General features: G+C 67.2%; 17 protein-coding genes. 14 read left to right on the forward strand and 3 right to left on the reverse strand.

All coding sequences use genetic code 11. From position 1 onward, the window contains the following. Positions 1–9 precede the first annotated feature (9 nt). The 4 genes from VKP62_13405 to VKP62_13420 all read left to right on the forward strand — a co-directional run bounded on the left by VKP62_13405 (position 10) and on the right by VKP62_13420 (position 6,388). Complete coding sequence (locus tag VKP62_13405) at positions 10–2,172, forward strand: hypothetical protein (GenBank protein MEB3198191.1); 2,163 nt, start codon at positions 10–12, stop codon at positions 2,170–2,172. Positions 2,173–2,457: 285 nt separating this feature from the next. Continuing rightward, positions 2,458–4,629, forward strand: a complete 2,172-nt coding sequence (locus VKP62_13410) for a hypothetical protein (GenBank protein ID MEB3198192.1) — start codon at positions 2,458–2,460, stop codon at positions 4,627–4,629. Positions 4,630–4,850: 221 nt separating this feature from the next. Further along, the gene (locus VKP62_13415; GenBank protein MEB3198193.1) at positions 4,851–5,084 is read left to right on the forward strand and encodes a hypothetical protein; all 234 of its coding nucleotides are present in this window, start codon (positions 4,851–4,853) and stop codon (positions 5,082–5,084) included. 284 nt (positions 5,085–5,368) lie between these two features. Beyond that, a complete protein-coding gene (locus VKP62_13420) occupies positions 5,369–6,388 on the forward strand; it encodes a PHB depolymerase family esterase (GenBank protein ID MEB3198194.1) in 1,020 nt (339 codons plus the stop codon). Between the two features lie 75 nt (positions 6,389–6,463). Here the strand turns inward: VKP62_13420 and VKP62_13425 are convergent, their stop codons facing one another. Beyond that, positions 6,464–7,132: a DUF1826 domain-containing protein gene (locus VKP62_13425; GenBank protein ID MEB3198195.1), complete on the reverse strand. Its 669-nt coding sequence runs from the start codon at positions 7,130–7,132 to the stop codon at positions 6,464–6,466. Positions 7,133–7,396: 264 nt separating this feature from the next. Here VKP62_13425 and VKP62_13430 point away from each other — a divergent pair, with 264 nt between their 5' ends. From VKP62_13430 to VKP62_13475, 10 genes are read left to right on the forward strand one after another with little or no spacing between them, the layout of a single operon-like run. Beyond that, entirely contained in the window at positions 7,397–7,693 is a 297-nt protein-coding gene (locus tag VKP62_13430; GenBank protein ID MEB3198196.1) for a hypothetical protein, read from the forward strand. Beyond that, positions 7,690–9,039: a GTP-binding protein gene (locus VKP62_13435; GenBank protein MEB3198197.1), complete on the forward strand. Its 1,350-nt coding sequence runs from the start codon at positions 7,690–7,692 to the stop codon at positions 9,037–9,039. The genes VKP62_13430 and VKP62_13435 overlap by 4 nt, the downstream gene beginning before the upstream one ends. After that, positions 9,027–10,115 (forward strand): WD40 repeat domain-containing protein, encoded by a 1,089-nt coding sequence (locus VKP62_13440; protein ID MEB3198198.1) that lies wholly within the window; start codon positions 9,027–9,029, stop codon positions 10,113–10,115. The genes VKP62_13435 and VKP62_13440 overlap by 13 nt, the downstream gene beginning before the upstream one ends. Positions 10,116–10,134: 19 nt before the next feature. Then, entirely contained in the window at positions 10,135–10,950 is an 816-nt protein-coding gene (locus tag VKP62_13445; protein MEB3198199.1) for a nickel permease, read from the forward strand. Positions 10,951–10,982: 32 nt separating this feature from the next. After that, the gene (locus VKP62_13450) at positions 10,983–11,171 is read left to right on the forward strand and encodes a DUF1289 domain-containing protein (GenBank protein ID MEB3198200.1); all 189 of its coding nucleotides are present in this window, start codon (positions 10,983–10,985) and stop codon (positions 11,169–11,171) included. Continuing rightward, positions 11,164–11,454 (forward strand): hypothetical protein, encoded by a 291-nt coding sequence (locus VKP62_13455; GenBank protein MEB3198201.1) that lies wholly within the window; start codon positions 11,164–11,166, stop codon positions 11,452–11,454. The genes VKP62_13450 and VKP62_13455 overlap by 8 nt, the downstream gene beginning before the upstream one ends. A gap of 21 nt (positions 11,455–11,475) precedes the next feature. Beyond that, positions 11,476–11,961 carry a cold shock domain-containing protein gene (locus VKP62_13460; protein ID MEB3198202.1) on the forward strand — a complete coding sequence of 162 codons (486 nt, stop codon included), beginning with the start codon at positions 11,476–11,478 and terminating at the stop codon, positions 11,959–11,961. A 27-nt stretch (positions 11,962–11,988) separates the two neighbouring features. Continuing rightward, positions 11,989–12,219 carry a 50S ribosomal protein L28 gene (gene rpmB / locus VKP62_13465; GenBank protein MEB3198203.1) on the forward strand — a complete coding sequence of 77 codons (231 nt, stop codon included), beginning with the start codon at positions 11,989–11,991 and terminating at the stop codon, positions 12,217–12,219. Continuing rightward, positions 12,216–13,436 (forward strand): zinc metallochaperone GTPase ZigA, encoded by a 1,221-nt coding sequence (zigA, locus tag VKP62_13470; GenBank protein MEB3198204.1) that lies wholly within the window; start codon positions 12,216–12,218, stop codon positions 13,434–13,436. Before rpmB ends, zigA begins: the two co-directional genes overlap by 4 nt. 6 nt (positions 13,437–13,442) lie before the next feature. Then, complete coding sequence (locus tag VKP62_13475) at positions 13,443–14,612, forward strand: FAD/NAD(P)-binding protein (GenBank protein ID MEB3198205.1); 1,170 nt, start codon at positions 13,443–13,445, stop codon at positions 14,610–14,612. Between the two features lie 85 nt (positions 14,613–14,697). On the opposite strand, the gene VKP62_13480 is transcribed toward VKP62_13475, so the two are convergent. Further along, positions 14,698–15,579 (reverse strand): ZIP family metal transporter, encoded by an 882-nt coding sequence (locus VKP62_13480; protein ID MEB3198206.1) that lies wholly within the window; start codon positions 15,577–15,579, stop codon positions 14,698–14,700. Positions 15,580–15,654: 75 nt separating this feature from the next. Beyond that, entirely contained in the window at positions 15,655–15,801 is a 147-nt protein-coding gene (gene rpmG / locus VKP62_13485; GenBank protein ID MEB3198207.1) for a 50S ribosomal protein L33, read from the reverse strand. Positions 15,802–16,171: the final 370 nt, after the last annotated feature.

Consider the following 16,171-nt stretch of genomic DNA (forward strand, 5'->3'; position numbering starts at 1 on the left):
ATTGTACCCGTGAGATCAGCCTCAGCCCGTCCCCTCATTGCGCGCTCCTTGCTGTTGTTGCTGGTGGCCGGCTGTGCGCCGACCAATCCGCTGCCCACTCAGGACCAGGGCCAGCTGTCCAGCAGCCTCGGTGGCCGGGCGCCCGGGAGCGCGGGGGCCAAGGCCTCCAGCGAAGCGGGCCAGCCCACCGCGCCGGCTGGCGTGGCGGCGCAGCAGCCCACGGCGCAGGCCAATGCCCAACCCCTCGAGGGGGCCAAGGGGCCCTTCGGGGCGCCGCATGGGCTCTCGCACAGGGAAGGTGAGATCACCGCCATCGAGGCGTTGAAGAACGTGACACCCATCGCGGTGTCCCGGGTGGCCGGTTACACCGGCACGATTGATGGCCTGAACGTCGTGATCCCGCCCGAAGCGCTCACGGAAGACGCGCAACTGCGCATCCGCCGAATCGACAACAGTGAACGCCCGGTCTTGCCCAAGAAGATTCCCGGGATGTCGTTCTGGATGGAGATGGGCGGCGCCCAGGTGGCGATCGACCGTTCGATCAAGATCACGGGACCGGTCGAGGACAAGTTCATCGAGGAGCTCAAGAAGCGCGATCCGAATTTCGATCCGAATCACTACAACCTCAAGCAAGAAGACGGCAGGTGGCTGCTGACGATGTCGATCGACGGCCCTCAGACGGCCGACACGCCCCCTGCCATCAAAACCAAGGCGCCGTACTTCACCACGGTCGAGCAAGCCGACCCGACCAGCTTTCCGGTCACCTGGCTGACGCCGGAGGGTCCAATCAGCAACACGGGTTACAAGCTGATGGGCGCGGAAGGCCAGGATCACCTGGACGGTTTCCAGACCTTCGAAGACCTCAAGATCGACTCCATCCAGGAGTGGCTGACGGATGCGGAGGCGAGTTCGACCCGCTATCAGCCCCTGGATCTGACCAAGATCAAGACCAAGGACGCCAATGGCAACGTGATCGTGCTGGACGCCGGTGCGATCGACCCCAAAACGGGTCGCTGGAAGGTCGCCACGGGGACCCAGAGCTTCAACCCGGTCACCCACCAGCAGAACTGCGACTTCGCCGACGCGGGTTGCCCGGACAGTGGGGCCATCGCCAAGTCTCTGGCCATGTTCAATCACGTCGTCACTTCGCGTTTCCCGGCCGACCTGAAATATCCTGAGAACCTGGTGGATGCCGAGGGCAAGACCGACCCGAAGGCCGGGCAGCCGCATCCGGCGGCCGGCCAGCCCAAAAAGCCACCGGCGGACCTCATGGCGGTGGTCGACAACTACCGGGAACTGGGGAGCGCCTGCGACACCAGTGCCTACACCAAGGTCTGGGCCAAGGCGATCTGGAAGTCGGACGTGGCCAGCGTGAACAACACGCCGGCGGTGAAGTCTTCGTGTGCCGAGTGCGGCCCTTTCATCGATTTCAAGGGGCTGGAAGGCCAGGCCGGGGGCGAGGTGACGGTGGGCGGCCGCAAGCGACCCGTCGATTCGCGCGGCATGGCGTTCGAGCAGCTCAAGTCGATCTACAACATCACGGGCTATTACAACGAGCCGCGCAACCTCCCCTCGGGCCTGATCGTGGGCTTCAAGAACGTCGGCAACTTGCCGGAGGTGAAGGACAACGAAGCCAATCCGATCACGGCTTATATCCCGCGTTACAGCCCGAAGGTGTCGGTGCAGCTGTACGGCGAAGGCATCAGGTTCAAGGCCAACGATCAGGTGGAGTTGAAGTTCCGGATCGACGGGGGCCCCGAGCAGACCGCCAAGGAGATCATTCCGGCCAACGAGAACGTGGCGAGCGCCTTGCCTGGCGAAAAGGTGCCGCAGCTGGTGGTCGGCACCAGTAACACCACGCTCAAGGTGTACGGGCAGGATGTGGCCGTGAAGGCGGGGCAATGGGCCCAACCCTTCAATTTCTACGCCAAGATCCTGGACAATTTCAATGAACCGGCCGGCAAGGACCTCTCCCGCAAGTTGGAGATCACCTCCGTTTCGGTCCGACGCCAGGATGCCAACGGGAACCCTGAAAACCTGGAGATCGCCCCCAAGCAGGAGTCCCTGGCCAAGGCCAAGTGGATTCCCAAGGCTGGCGACAAGTTCTCGGGGGTCTGGCTGAATGGCCGCTACGTGACCTGGATCGAGATGTACAACACCACGGTCAAATAGCGCGCACGGAGCTGAATGCGAGCCCCATCGCCCTCTGGGCGGTGGGGCTTTGCCGTGGCGGCTCGCAGCCTTCTCCAGTTCCGGATGACTGGACAAGGGGGCCAATCACGCCGCAGGTTTTGATTAAATTAAGGTGTCAATTCCGGTGGTCTTTTGCCTGCGTTGGGGGTTTACGGGGGGCAGCCTGGGGTATTCAAAACTCGTGGCCGTCTGGTCACACCTGCCAACGGTCACCCTCGCTGTGGCCCTCGGGCCCCCGCGATCCATTTTTGGAGGACTGCTTCCGTGAGACGTTCGTCATCCCATCCGCTGGTTGCGCGCACCCTGCTGGTCCTCATGGTGGCCGGTTGTGCGCCCAACCCCAACGCCCTGCCGACCTCAGGTCAAAAGAACCTGGGCGGTGGCCCGGGCGGCGCCGGCGCTGCCGACGGTGGAGCCGCCACCGTCTATGACCGCGTCACCAACCCTACCGCCGCTGGCAGCGGCAGCGGCAGCGGGGCGGCTGGCAGCAAGACCGCCGGAAGCACCGCCACGGCCAAGCAGGACGGACATAGCCACGGCCCGGGAGCGGAACACGGCCTTTCGCACAAGGGTGAGCTCACGGCGATTCAGGCCCTCAAGGACGTGACGCCCGTGGCCGTCTCCAAGGTGGCGGGTTACACCGGCACGATCGACGGGATGAACATCGTGATCCCGCCGGGCGCGTTGACGGGCGATGGCCAGCTGCGCATCCGCCGGATCGACAACAGCGAGCGCCCCGTGCTGCCCCAAAAGGTTCCTGGCATGTCCTTCTGGATGGAGATGGGCGGCGCGCAGGTGGCGACCGACCAGTCGATCAAGATCACCGGGCCGGTCGAGGACAAGTTTATCGAAGAGCTCAAGAAGCGCGACCCGAAATTTGACCCGAACAACTACAACCTGAAGCAGGAAAACGGCAAGTGGATGCTGACGATGTCGATCGACGGCCCGCAGACGGCGGACAAGGCCCCCGCGATCAAGACCAACGCCCCTTACTTCACCACGGTGGAACGGGCCGATCCGACCACCTTCCCGGTGACCTGGTTCACGCCGCAAGGCCCGATGTCGAACACGGGTTACAAGCTGATGGGCGCAGAGGGTCAGGACCACCTGGATGGCTTCCAGACCTTCGAAGACCTGAAAATCGGCTCGATTCAGGAGTACCTGACGGATGAGGAAGCGGCCCAAGACCGCTTCAAGCCGCTCGATCTGACCAAGATCAAGACCAAGGACGCCAACGGCAACCCGATCGAACTGGACGCCGGCTCGATCGGGGCCGACGGCAAGTGGAAGGTGGCGACGGGCAAGAGCAGCTTCAACCCGGTCACCCACCAGCAGAACTGCGACTTCGCCGACGCCGGCTGCCCGGACAGCGGCGCCGTCGCCAAGTCCCTGGCCATGTTCAACCACGTCGTGACGACGCGCTTCCCCTCGGATTACAGCTACCCGAGCAACATGGTGGACGCCAATGGCATGCCGGACTCCCGGGCGGGCACGCCCCACCCCGCGGCCGGCAAGATCAAGCGCCCCCCGGCGGACCTGCTGGCGGTGGTCGACAACTATCGCAAGCTCGACAGCGCTTGCGACACCTCGGCCTACAAGAAGGTCTGGGCCAAGTGCGTCTGGAAGTCGGACGTATCGGGGGTCCACAATACCGTGGCCGTCAGCTCCGGAACCGATTCTGGCCCCTTCATCGACTTCAAGGGCCTGGAAGGTCAGGCCGGCGGCGAGGTCACGGTCGGCGGCCGCATCCGGCCGGTCGATTCACGTGGCATGGCCTTCGAGCAACTCAAGACGATCTACAACATCACGCCCTACTATAACGAACCGCGGAACAAGCCTTCGGGCCTGATCGTGGGCGAAAAGAAGGTCGGCAACCTGCCCGATGAAAAGGACAACGAGGCCAACCCGATCGTCGTCTACCTGCCGCGCTACAGCCCCAAGGTTCAGATCCAGCTCTGGGGTGAGGACACGGTCTTCAAGTCGAACGACCAAGTCGAGCTGAAGTTCAAGATCGACGACGGTGAGGAGCAGATCGCCAAGGAGATCATCCCGGCCAACGAGAACGTGGCAGGCGCCCTGCCAGGCGAGAAGGTGCCCCAGCTGGTGGTGGGCACTGCGGCGGCCAGCTTCAAGAACGTCGCCGGACAGGATGTCACGGTCAAGGCCGAGAACTGGACGCAACCCTTCGAGTTCTTTGCCAAGATCCAGGACAACTTCAGCGCCCCGGCGGGCAAGGACACGGCGCGCAAGCTCACGATCACCTCGGTCGTGGTGAAGCGTCAGGATGCCAATGGCAAGCCTGAAAACGTCGAGATGGCCCCCAAGGTGGAGTCGCTGGCCGCGGCCAAGTGGGTGCCGGGCGAACCCTCCGCAGGGGTGTGGCTGAACAGCCGCTCCACCGCGAAGATCCAGATGTTCAACACGGGCGTGAAGTAACCACGTCGGCTCAACCCTGGCCCCTGGCGTCTGACAGACGCCAGGGGCTTTTTTCGTGGCCGTGGTGTGACGCGCTTGCCCTGGCTCGGAGGGCGGCGCCCCGGCGGGCCAGGGGCAGCCATCCGTGAACGGGTGCCCCTCATGGCGCTCGTGCGCCGCCCGATCGGGCGCGCGCGTGGTAGCATACGCGCGTGTCCTCCTGGCCAGGAAAGAAGGCGAACGTGAATCACTCCGTGAATTTGACCGACCGACAGCTCGAACTCGTGCGCGATCTGCTGCAGGAGCGCCTCGAAGACGTGGAAGCGGATCTCGCCCACTTCGAGGAGAACCCCGAGGCGCTGAACGAGGATCTCGAACCGGGCGACGAGCCGCTGCAGATCGACGACTACGAAGCCTATCGCGACGAGATCCAGACCCTGCTCGATAACATGCCGGAACCAGCCGCGACGGTCTGAACCTGGGGCGGCCGGAGAGGCGGCCTCCGAGCTTGAACGGTGAACGCCCGGAGCGACTTGCTTCGGGCGTTTTCGTGCGGCATTGCGGCGCTTGCCTGGGTCCCCGTTGGGCGTCGCTCGATCGGGAATGGCCGCGCGACGAAGGCCCACGCCGTCGGCGTGTTGGTTCGAGGTGGTGCAGGTCAATTCAACAGTCTTGATATTATTTAAATTTATATTATACTAGTCTTAACCATTTCGGCGGCCTGCTCCGGCGATGACCCCATGCAGGTGGAGGGTGTTCGTTGCGCATTTCCCTGGGTCTGGTCTTGTTGAGCGTCGGCGTGGCCGGCTGTGGACTGGTGGCCTCGCCTGCGCCGCCCGCGCGTCCTGCGGGGGAAATGGTGGCGGCCGCGGCGCGCGGCAGCTTCCGCTGGGGGGAATTCGACGGCCGTCGTTACAAGCTGTTCGCGCCGAGCGGCGTGCGCGGCGCGCGGCCGCTGGTGGTCATGCTGCACGGCTGCACGCAGGATCCGGACGATTTCGCGACCGGCACGGGCATGAACGCGCTGGCCGCGCGTGAGGGCTTCTACGTGCTCTACCCGGAGCAGACGCTGGCCGATCAGCCCAAGGCTTGCTGGCGCTTCTACGATCCACCCCACCAGCTGCGTGGAATGGGGGAGGCCGCGGCGATCGTCGGCATGGTCGATCGGATCCGCCAGGCCCACGCGATCGACCCCGGCGCGACCTATCTGGCCGGCCTGAGTGCCGGCGGGGCCTATGCGGCCGTCATGGCGGCACTGTATCCGGACCGCTTTGCCGCGGTGGGCATTCACAGCGGCCTGGAGTACGGCGTGGCGCTCAACTGGGTGGCGGCCAAGCTGGCCATGAAGGTGGGCGGGCCGGATCCCTTGCTGGCCGGCGGGGCGGCCTATCTGGCCATGGGGCTGCATCGGCGCGTGGTGCCGGCCATGGTGGTGCATGGCAGCCGGGACGAGGTCGTGATCCCGCGCAACGGCGAACAGGTGGTGCGCCAGCTGCTGGTCATGAACGACTGGGCCCGTGACGGCTTGCTCAACGATGACATCGATCGCACCCCGGACGCGCGCCGCAGCGGGCAGGTGGAGGGGGGCTATCCCTACACGCGCACGGTCTATGCTGATCGCGAAGGGCAGCCCGTGGTCGAGCACGTCGAGGTCAACGGGCTCGGGCACGCCTGGAGCGGGGGGCGCGCCGGTGGCACCTATGCGGATGCCAAGGGGCCTGATGTGACGGCCTGGCTGTGGGAATTCTTCAAGGCCCATCGGCGCAAGGCCCTGGACTGATCGGCGGACCTCACGACGCTGCGTTTCGCCCATCGACGCGTCGCGCGGAGGCGATGAAGCGGGCTGCCCGCTCGCTCAGGGGACCGTTGCCATCATGTCGACCACCAGCAACAGGCGGGCGTCACTCGTCTCAAGCGGGGGCGAGCGGTGGATCACGCCCGGGGCGAGTGGCGCGGGGGCCAGCTTGCCCGGCATGACCAGCGCGGCCCCGGGCGCAGCCGCGTTCAGCGTGTGCTCAGGCCCGGCCGTGGTGAGCCCGAGCAGCGCCTCGTCGCTCGTCCACTGGGTGGTCGGGCCCCGATAGGTGGTGACCAGGCGCAGGGGCATGGTGTCGCGGTGGAATTTCCAGCAGGGCTGGTGGGCGATCGCCGACCAGCGCAGTCTCAGGGTTTCGCAGGCGATTCCGAACTCGCAGGCCAGCTGATAGAGCCAGGCGGCTTGATCCAGTGCCTCATCGCAGAGGACCTCTCGGAGGCGCTGATTGTCAGCCGGGTCGAGGCCGACCAGTGCGTGTCCGAGGGCCTGCTCCAGCGGCTCGGCGGCCCAGTGCGTTGCACGCGCCGCGACGCAGTATTCCACTTCCCAAGCTGCCGCGTGGTGATAGGGCGACAGGGCTTCCGCCAGCGTGCGCTGGCGCTCCTCAGGCGGCTGACGCAGCCAGGCCTCACCGGGCCTCGCTTTGAGCTGCCGGGCGGCCTCCGCGGCTGAGTGGGTGGCTGATGGCCACGGCGTCACGAAGGGCATCGGGCAGATCCTGCGCAGAGTGGGCATCGTGCTGGAGCCGGCGGGCGGTCTGTGCCGTACCCGGAGGACCCGAGGGGGCGACCCAGGGTCTGTCAGCCTGGGTCGCAATTGCAAGATATACGCGTTAAGTGTGTCCCGTCAAGGCGGTGGGAAATTGCCAAGAGCTGCGCATTTGATCGATTTTCCAGTCAAATATGACCCGTTGGGCTTGACAGCCTTCTGGGAAATTGTTGCAATAATCTTGCAATAAATAAGGGGCAACGCATGAATTTCGGCAACCTGTTCTCCTTTGCGCCCGCCGGGGACGAGACGGCGCAGGCCACCCGCCAGATCAAGCGGTGGGCCGAGCGTCTCTTCGGGGCCGGCCTGCGGGATGTGGTCACGGTGTCGGAATTGCGCTGCGGCGAGATCGATTGCCCCGACCTCGAGACCCTGGTCGTGCTTTCGCCCGCTTCGGGCGGCCGGCGCTTCCTCAAAATCGCCAAGCCCGCCACCGCCGTGACCGAAACCGACCTGGTCTCGGCCTTCCGTGCGGGCCTTCAGCAGGAGATTCAACCGTGACAACCACGCTGGAAAAGGTACCGGTGACCGTTCTGACAGGATTTCTCGGGGCTGGCAAGACCACCTTGCTCAACCGCATCCTGACCGAGGAGCACGGGCTGCGCATCGCCGTGATCGAGAACGAATTCGGGGAGATCGGGATCGACAACCAGATCGTGATCAACGCGGAAGAAGAAATTTTCGAGATGAACAACGGCTGCATCTGCTGCACCGTGCGCGGGGACCTGATTCGCATTCTCGGTCAGCTGATGCGCCGCAAGGATCGCTTCGACCACATCGTGATCGAGACGACCGGTCTGGCCGACCCGGCCCCGGTGGCGCAGACCTTCTTCGTCGACGACGAGATGAAAGAATCCCTGCAACTCGATGGCATCGTCACGCTGGTGGACGCCCATCACCTGAGCCTGCACCTCGATTCGGATGCCGAGGCCCTTGCGCAGGTCGCCTTTGCCGATGTGATCGTGATCAACAAGACCGATCTGGTCACGCCGGACGAGGTCGACGCGCTGGAAGCCCGGCTGCGCGGCATCAACGCCGTGGCCCGGATCGAACGGGCGGCGCACGCCGCGATCCCGATCGAGGCGGCCATTCGCGTGGGTGGGTTTGACCTGGATCGTGCCCTCGCGATCAAGCCGACCTTCCTGGAGCCGGAGTGGCCGTTCGAGGCCGCCAGCGTCTATGAACTGGCCGCCGGTCGCCACGAGTTGGTGCTGGCCGCGGGGCCGGACCCCAGCATCGACGTGCTGCTCGAATCGTTGCCGACCGCCAGCGAGGACGCGCTGGCTGCGGTCGAGCAGGCCGCGCTGGTTCGCTTCACGGCGGATCCCGAGTCGGTGCTGCCCGGCGCCACCCTGAAGCCCGATGCGCCCCCGCTGACGCTGGATGTGCAGGCTGAGCGCAACGTGTACCAGATCGACATCCCGGCGCCCGGTGCCTACGTGCTTTACAGCCAGCATGGTCCCGAGGAATTCGACCTGGCCCTGTGCGGCCCGGACGGGACCGCCCTTGCCCCGGCCTTCGTACGGGCCTATGCGCCGGACCACGAGCACGATGAGAGCGTCGGCTCGGTGGGCCTGGAGCTCGACGCGCCGCTCGACAGCCAGAAGCTCAACGCCTGGATGGGGAGCCTGCTACGCGAACGGGGGGTGGACATCTTCCGCAGCAAGGGGGTGCTCCACATCGCGGGGCAGGCCCGGCGCTTCGTCTTTCAGGGCGTTCACATGCTCTTCGACGGCCGGCCCGGGGAGCCTTGGGGAGACGCGCCGCGCAAGAGTCAGCTGGTCTTCATCGGGCGTAACCTCGATCGGCAAGCGCTCACGGAAGGGTTTCTGGCATGCCGAGCCTGAGCGCCGCCCCCGGCTGGCTCGGGGCCGCCGTCACCGCTCAGGCCCCCGATGCGGTTCAGGATCTCGCCTGGCACCCCAGCGAGCCCCGCTGCGCGCTGGGGCTGGTGGGCGGTGAGTGGCTGGAGTGGGGCCCCGAGGGTCTTGTCGGCGAGGTCCGGCCGGCCCACGCCGAGGGCTTGCTGGCACTGGCCTGGAGCCCGTTGGGCGATCGCCTGGCGACGGCCGGGCAGGATGGATGGGTCCGGCTGTGGGGGCGCGACGCGCGGCCGCTGGCGGGGCTGGAGCAGGGCGAGGCTTGGGTTTCCTCGCTGGCCTGGGCGCCGGACGGGGCCTGGCTGGCGGTGGCCTCCGGTCGCCACCTGGAGGTCTGGGACCTGCGGGGCGAGTCACCGCGCCGCCAGGGCCGGCTCGGCCCGCATGCCTCCACCATCACGGCCGTCGCCTGGCTGCCGAAGGAGGCCGGGATTGCGGTGGCCGCCTACGGCGGAGTGACGGTCTGGCCCTCGCCGAATGCCTCGCCCAGCCTCTGGGCGCGCCTGCGCGGCGCCGAGGACTTGCAGCCGCGTCACTTGTCGTTCAAGGGTTCGCTGCTGGCGCTGGCGGTCAGCCCGGATGGCCGTTTCTATGCCACCGGCAATCAAGATGGCACCGTTCATCTCTGGTATGCCGCGAGCGGGGCGGACCTCGAGATGACCGGTTACCCGACCAAGGTGCGTGAGCTGGCCTGGGATCCGCGCAGTCGCTTCATTGCCACCGGCGGGGCCTCCAGCGTGACGCTGTGGGACATGCGCGGGCGTGGCCCGGCCGGTTCGCGTCCGCTGGTGCTGGACGCTCATGCCGATTTTGTCACCGCGATCGACTGCCAACCGGCTGGCGACCTGCTCGCCTCGGCCGCGCGAGACGGCGAGGTCATGCTCTGGCGGCCCATGCGCGGACCGGATTTGCGCGGGCGGGAGTTGCAGGCCGCCGTGACCCTGGGCGAGCCGGCGGCGGCCTTGCGCTGGCGCCCGGATGGGCGCTCTCTGCTGGCGGCCGGCCGGGGCGGGCGTCTGCTCTCGTTCGCCGTGACCCGTTGAAACAGCCAGGAAGGAAGCCATGTCACTCGATCCTCACGCCACCGTGGGCCTGGCCGGCGCCTTCGTGCTCGGGCTGCGCCACGGCCTGGACCCCGACCACATCGCGGCCGTCGATGCGATGACCTACCGCGCGCTCGATGAGCGGCCCGCGCTGGCCCGCTGGGCCGGCACCCTGTTTGCCCTCGGGCACGGGGGGGTGGTGCTGGTGATTGCCGTGCTGGTCGGGGCGCTGGGGGCGCGCTATGCGGTGCCGGCGCCCTGGTCCGGTCTGCTGGAATGGGCCCCGGTCGTGCTGCTCAGCCTGCTGGGCCTGCTCAACCTGCGCGCCTTGCTGCGCCCCAGTGGCTATCAGCCGGCCACGCTACGGCTCTGGCTGGTGCCGCGAGCCTTGCGCGGAAGCACTCACCCGCTCGCCATGCTGGGCGTGGGGGCCGTGCTCGGACTGGTGTTCGATACGGCTACCCAGGCCGCGGCCTGGGGCTATGCCGCGAGCGCCCAGCAGGGCGTCTGGGGGGCGCTGGGCGTCGGGCTGGCCTTCACCCTGGGCATGGTCCTGACGGACTCCCTCGACGGCCGCTTGATGTGTCGTTTTCTGAGCGCGGCGTCACCCGAGGGAGCCCAGCTGTATCGCCGTGCCGTCGGCTGGTTCACGGTGGCGGTCTCGTTCACGGTGGTCGGCTACACGGCGCTGTCGGCCTGCTGGCCTCACTGGACCTTGCCGGATGCCTGGCTGACAGCTCTGGGCGCCGCGCTGGTGACCCTGATGGCAGCCGGTGTGCTCTGGCTGAACTTGCGGCGTCCCACGGCCTTGGCGCCCTCGGACCAGCCGGCCTGACGCGCCATAAGCTGGCTTTCAAGGAGAATTCGATGCCCCACGTCCCTTCACCTTGCACCGATCGCTGTGCGCGTGACCCGTATTTTGGTTGGTGTTCCGGTTGTTTTCGCACGGTCGAGGAGATCCGCGCCTGGCGGCAACTCGACGACCGTTCCCGCCTCTGGGTGGTGAAGCAGTGCGGGCGGCGCGCACGCCACGCGGCGGAGGTGTCCCGTGGCTAGTTCCCCTGCGAGTCCTCCGCGCGCGTATTTGCGGGGCCAGGTTCACCACGCCTTCGACACCGGCGCCCACGTCTCGGTGTTGCTGCGCGACCAGCCCGAGCTGCGTTTCGTCGGACAGGTCCTCGAGGTCGTCGACGATGCGTTCTCCGTCACCCACGTGGCGGACGGGGTGGCCTGGCGCTGGAGTTTCAGCTTCGACGATGTCTCTGCCCTGGGAATGCGCCTGGCACTCCCGAGCGAACCCGGTCTGGCGCCCGGCTGCCCGCGCCACGAGAGCCCTTGATTCAACGAGAGAGTAAGTACCATGGACTTCCAAGACCAGATCCTTCCCTGTGACGCTTGCGGTGGGACCTTTCGCTTTTCCGCTCAGGAGGCGTCCTTCTTCGCCGAGAAGGGTTTCAATGCGCCCAAGCGCTGTGCCGGCGCGCGCCGCGCCAAGAAACAGGGCTTGGCCTCACGCTATGCCAGTTGCCCCTTCGGTCCAGACGGCCAGGGGGCTCCGCGCGGCGGCGACCGGGGCTTCGAGCGTGGTGGTCGGGGCATGGGCGATCGTCCCCGGCCTCGTCCGGAGGTCCATGGCACCGGCATGATGCACGAGGGCGTGGTCGCTTCGCTCAACGCCGACCGGGGCTTCGGCTTCATCACGGGGAACGATGGCCGCTCCTACTTCTTCGATGCGCGCGAGGTCCAGGCCGGTGGCTTCGAAAGCCTGCGGCGCGGTGCCGCCGTGCGTTTCGAGGAGGCCAGTTCGCCACGAGGCCCGCGGGCGCTGGCCGTCGAACTTCACTGACCCCCCTGCGATCGAGAGGAATCTCCCATGTCACGTGTTTGCAGCATTTCCGGTAAGCGGCGCAACACCGCCCACAACGTCAGCCATTCCCAGGTCAAGACCAAGCGGGTGCAGCAGGTGAACCTGCAGACCAAGCGCTTCTGGTTCGCCGAGGAGGGCCGCTGGGTGCGCCTGAGGGTATCGACCAAGGTCATGAAGACGATCTCGCGCCACGGCTTGGCGGCCACGCTGAAGCGTTACGGAGCCGAACTGTCGTGAGCGCGCCGGCTTCTTTGCTCCCCGTCACCGTCCTGTCCGGTTTCCTGGGGGCCGGCAAGACGACGCTGCTGAAGCACTTGCTGGAGAATCGCCAGGGGCGTCGCATCGCGGTGATCGTCAACGACATGAGTGAGATCAACATCGACGCGGCCCTGATCGCGCGGGAGGTCTCGCTGGACCGGGTCGATGAGAAACTCGTCGAGCTGACCAACGGGTGCATCTGTTGCACCCTGCGCGAGGATCTGCTGCGCGAGGTGCGCCGCCTGGCCGAGGTCGGCCGCTTCGACTACCTGGTGATCGAGTCGACGGGGATCTCGGAACCGATGCCGGTGGCCGAGACCTTCGCGTTCGTCGAATCGGACGGGCAATCGCTGTCGGATGTGGCCCGGCTCGACACGATGGTCACGCTGGTGGATGCGAGCCGCTTTTTGAGTGATTACGAAGCTGCCGAGGACCTGCGCGAGCGCGGGTTGGCCCTGGATGACAGCGATGAGCGGACGGTGGTTGACCTGCTGATCGATCAGGTGGAATTTGCCGACGTGCTGGTGATCTCCAAGAGCGATCTGGTCGAGGCCGAGGAGGTGGCGCGCCTGGAAGCCGTCCTGCGGGTGCTGAACCCCCGGGCCAGCATCGTGGCGGCTCAGCAGGGTCGCGTCCCGCTCGAGCTCGTGCTGGATGCACGCCGCTTTGACCCCGAGGCGGCGGCTGCGGCGCCCGGTTGGATGTCGGCCTTGCGGGGGGAAGAGGTGCCCGAGAGTGACACCTACGGCATCCGCTCGTTCGTCTGGCGGGCCCGCCGCCCCATGCATCCCGCCCGCTTCTGGGAGGCGCTCAATCAGCAGTGGTCTGGGGTTTTCCGCTCCAAGGGCTTCTTCTGGCTGGCCACCCGTCCGGATGTGGCGGGCATGTGGAGTCAGGCCGGTGGGGCCTGTCAGCTCAAGCCGGCAGGGCTGTTCTGGGCGGCCGTGCCCGCCGCCGAATGGCCCGACGATCCCGACACGCGGGCGGCCATGCTGGCCTCGTTCGAGGGGCCCTGGGGCGATCGCCGCCAGGAGATCGCCATCATCGGGCTCAACATGGATGAAGCGGCCCTGCGTGAGCTTCTGGATGGCTGTTTGCTGACGGATGACGAGCTGGCCGCGGGCCCAGGGGCCTGGGGCGAGTTCCCGGATCCCATTCCCAGCTGGCCCTCCCCCTCTGCTGCGGCGACGGCCTGATTCCGCATGCTCGACTGGCTGATCATCGGAGGGGGGCCGCATGGGACCCACCTGTCGCTGGTCCTGACGCGCGACGTCGGGATCCCGCACGAACGGGTGCGGGTGCTGGACCCCCACCTCACCCCCCTGGCGGGCTGGACGGCGCGTGCCCGGAATGTGGGCATGACCCACTTGCGTTCCCCGGCGCCCTACCACCTCGACACCGACCCCATGGCCCTGCCGTATTTTCTCGGGCAGGTGCCGCAACTGGCCGAGGGGGCCTTTCTGGAACCCTACAAGCGCCCCTCCCTGGCCTTGTTTTCGGCCCACTGCGGTCAGGTCATGGCGGACCATCGGTTGCTGGGGATGCGTTGCCGTGGCGAGGCCTTGGGCCTCACGCTGGCGGCAGGCCATGTGGAGGTGGAGACGCGTCAGGGGACCTTGCGGGCGCGCCGGGTGGCGCTGGCGATCGGCGGCTGCGAGCATCCGGTCTGGCCGGTCTGGGCCATGGCCCTGCGGGCCCAAGGGGCGCCCATCCAGCACGTCTTTTCCCCCGACTTCCGACGGGAGCGCTTGCCCGCCTGGCAGCATGCGGTGGTCCTCGGCGGCGGGATCTCCGCCTACCAGCTGGCGATGGCGCTGGCCCGTCGGCAGCCCGGCCAGGTCACCCTGCTGTCACGCCATGCGCCTCGGGTTCACCTGCTCGACAGCGACCCGGGCTGGTCCACCCCGCGCCTGTTGGAGCCTTTTCGCAAGTTGCGCGATGCCGCGGACCGGCGTCAGGCGATTCGCGAGGCGCGCCGGCCCGGTTCGGTGCCGTCGGAGATTCTGGCCGAGTTTCAAGCCTTGCAAGCCAGCGGAGCCCTCACCCAGCGATGTGGCGGGGTGCGTGAGGCTTCCTGGGCGGCCGGCAGGCTGCAACTCGTGCTGGCGGACGGGCAGTGCCTGCTGGCGGATCGCCTGATCCTGGCGACCGGTTTTTCCGGTGAGCGTCCTGGCGGCCTGCTGTTACACCGCGCCATCAGCGAACATGCGTTGCCGCTCGCGCCCTGTGGTTATCCGCTGGTCGACAGGGCGCTGCGCTGGCACCCGCGGCTGCACGTGATGGGGCCGCTGGCAGAGCTGGAAATCGGCCCGATCGCCCGCAACCTGGTCGGGGCCCAGCACGCAGCCGCCCGCATCGCCGGGGCGGCCTGACAACGGCGACGCTGCCTGCGCCCCCTCGGGGGCGGGGGCAGCGTCTCTGCTCGGCCCGTTGGCGCTGTCCGGCCACGAGTCCCTTTCAAGCGTGGGAATGGGGCCAGAGGTGCTCGAACAGCGCCAGGGCTGCCGTGACCCCCAGCATCAGCCAGAGCCCGCCCGGCGCACGCAGGGCCACGGGCACCAGTTGCCCCAGCACCACGTAGGCGATCACCCCTGAGGCGAGGGCCAGCACGGTGGCCGAGCCGCCCAGGGCGCCTCCCAGGCCCGAGGCCACCAGGACCCCGCCAAGCAGGGCGCAGGCCACGACGGTGGCGGCGCGACGGGCCGCCGCCCGGCTGGCGCCGGCCGCCAGCAGCACGCTGGCGGCCACCACGCCTTCCGGCAGCAGGTGCAGCAACAGCCCGGCCCCGAGCAGGGCGCCGAGCTGGGCGCTGGTCGAGAAGCCTGCCGCCAGGCTGAGGCCATCGAAAAAGGTGCAGACGATCAGGCAGCCCACCGCCGTGCAGGCCGTGCCGTGGCTCAGCAGGCCGTGCGCGTGGTGCCCGTGGCTGTGCGCCAGCGTGGTCGAAAGCGCGGCCGCGGAACCGGCCACATGGTGGTGGTGGGCGTGGGCATGGGCGTCGCAGTCGGCTGCGTGGGCCTCGTGGCTAACCGAGTGGTCGTGCTGGCAGCTGCTTCGGGGCGGTGCCAGCAGGCGATCCAGCCAGGGGGCCGCGTGATGTTCGAGCAGCAATACGATGCCGATGCCAGCCAGGAACCACACGAACGCGCGGTGGCCGAGGGCCTCGCTGGCCGACGGCAGCATTTCCAGCCCGAGGGTCGCCAGCAACAGCCCGGTGCCGGCTGCCACAAGCAGGCTCAGGCGCCCTTCCGTCAACCAGGCCTGAGGGCGCGTGGCCACCCAGAGACCACCGGCCAGCATCAATGCGGCCGTGACGAGACTGTAAACCAGGATGGTCATCGCAAGGGCTCCCGCAGACAGGCTTGAACGCTCAGGCGATGATATATTAATCGCAATAATTTTGCAAAAATGGGGCTACTTTGCTTCCTTGTAAATGACGTGCCGGCGCACGACCGGGTCATATTTTTTCAGCTCGAGGCGCTCGGGATCATTCTTCTTATTCTTGGTGGTGACGTAATGGTGGGCGCTTTCGGTGCTCTTGAGCTTGATGATGATGCGCATCGGTGTGCCTCCTGGGCGTAGGCGTGCGGCGCTTCGGTCTCGGCCAAGAGGCCTTCGGCACGCGCATCAGGCCTGCGTGGGCGAACCCTGGGGGCGGACCGTAGGGGCCGCAAAGGAAGTATTAATTAGTGCAATAATTGTGCAATAAAAAGAAATCGTCAAGGGGCGGCTTCAGCGCGGGGCTCCGCACAGAACAAACCCCGCCGTCGGGACGGCGGGGCGACGCGAGGGGGAGCGGGAGCCGCGACGGCTACGGCAGCCAGCCCTTGGCCTTGGCCTCGCTCACGCAGTGTTTGCCGATGCGTTCACCGAGCTTGAGGCCGTCGTCGTTGTCCTTGCGGAAGTGGATGCCGCCCCACAGCCGGCTCAT

This window comes from Candidatus Sericytochromatia bacterium (assembly GCA_035285325.1).
Classification (GTDB): Bacteria; Cyanobacteriota; Sericytochromatia; order S15B-MN24; family JAQBPE01; genus JAYKJB01.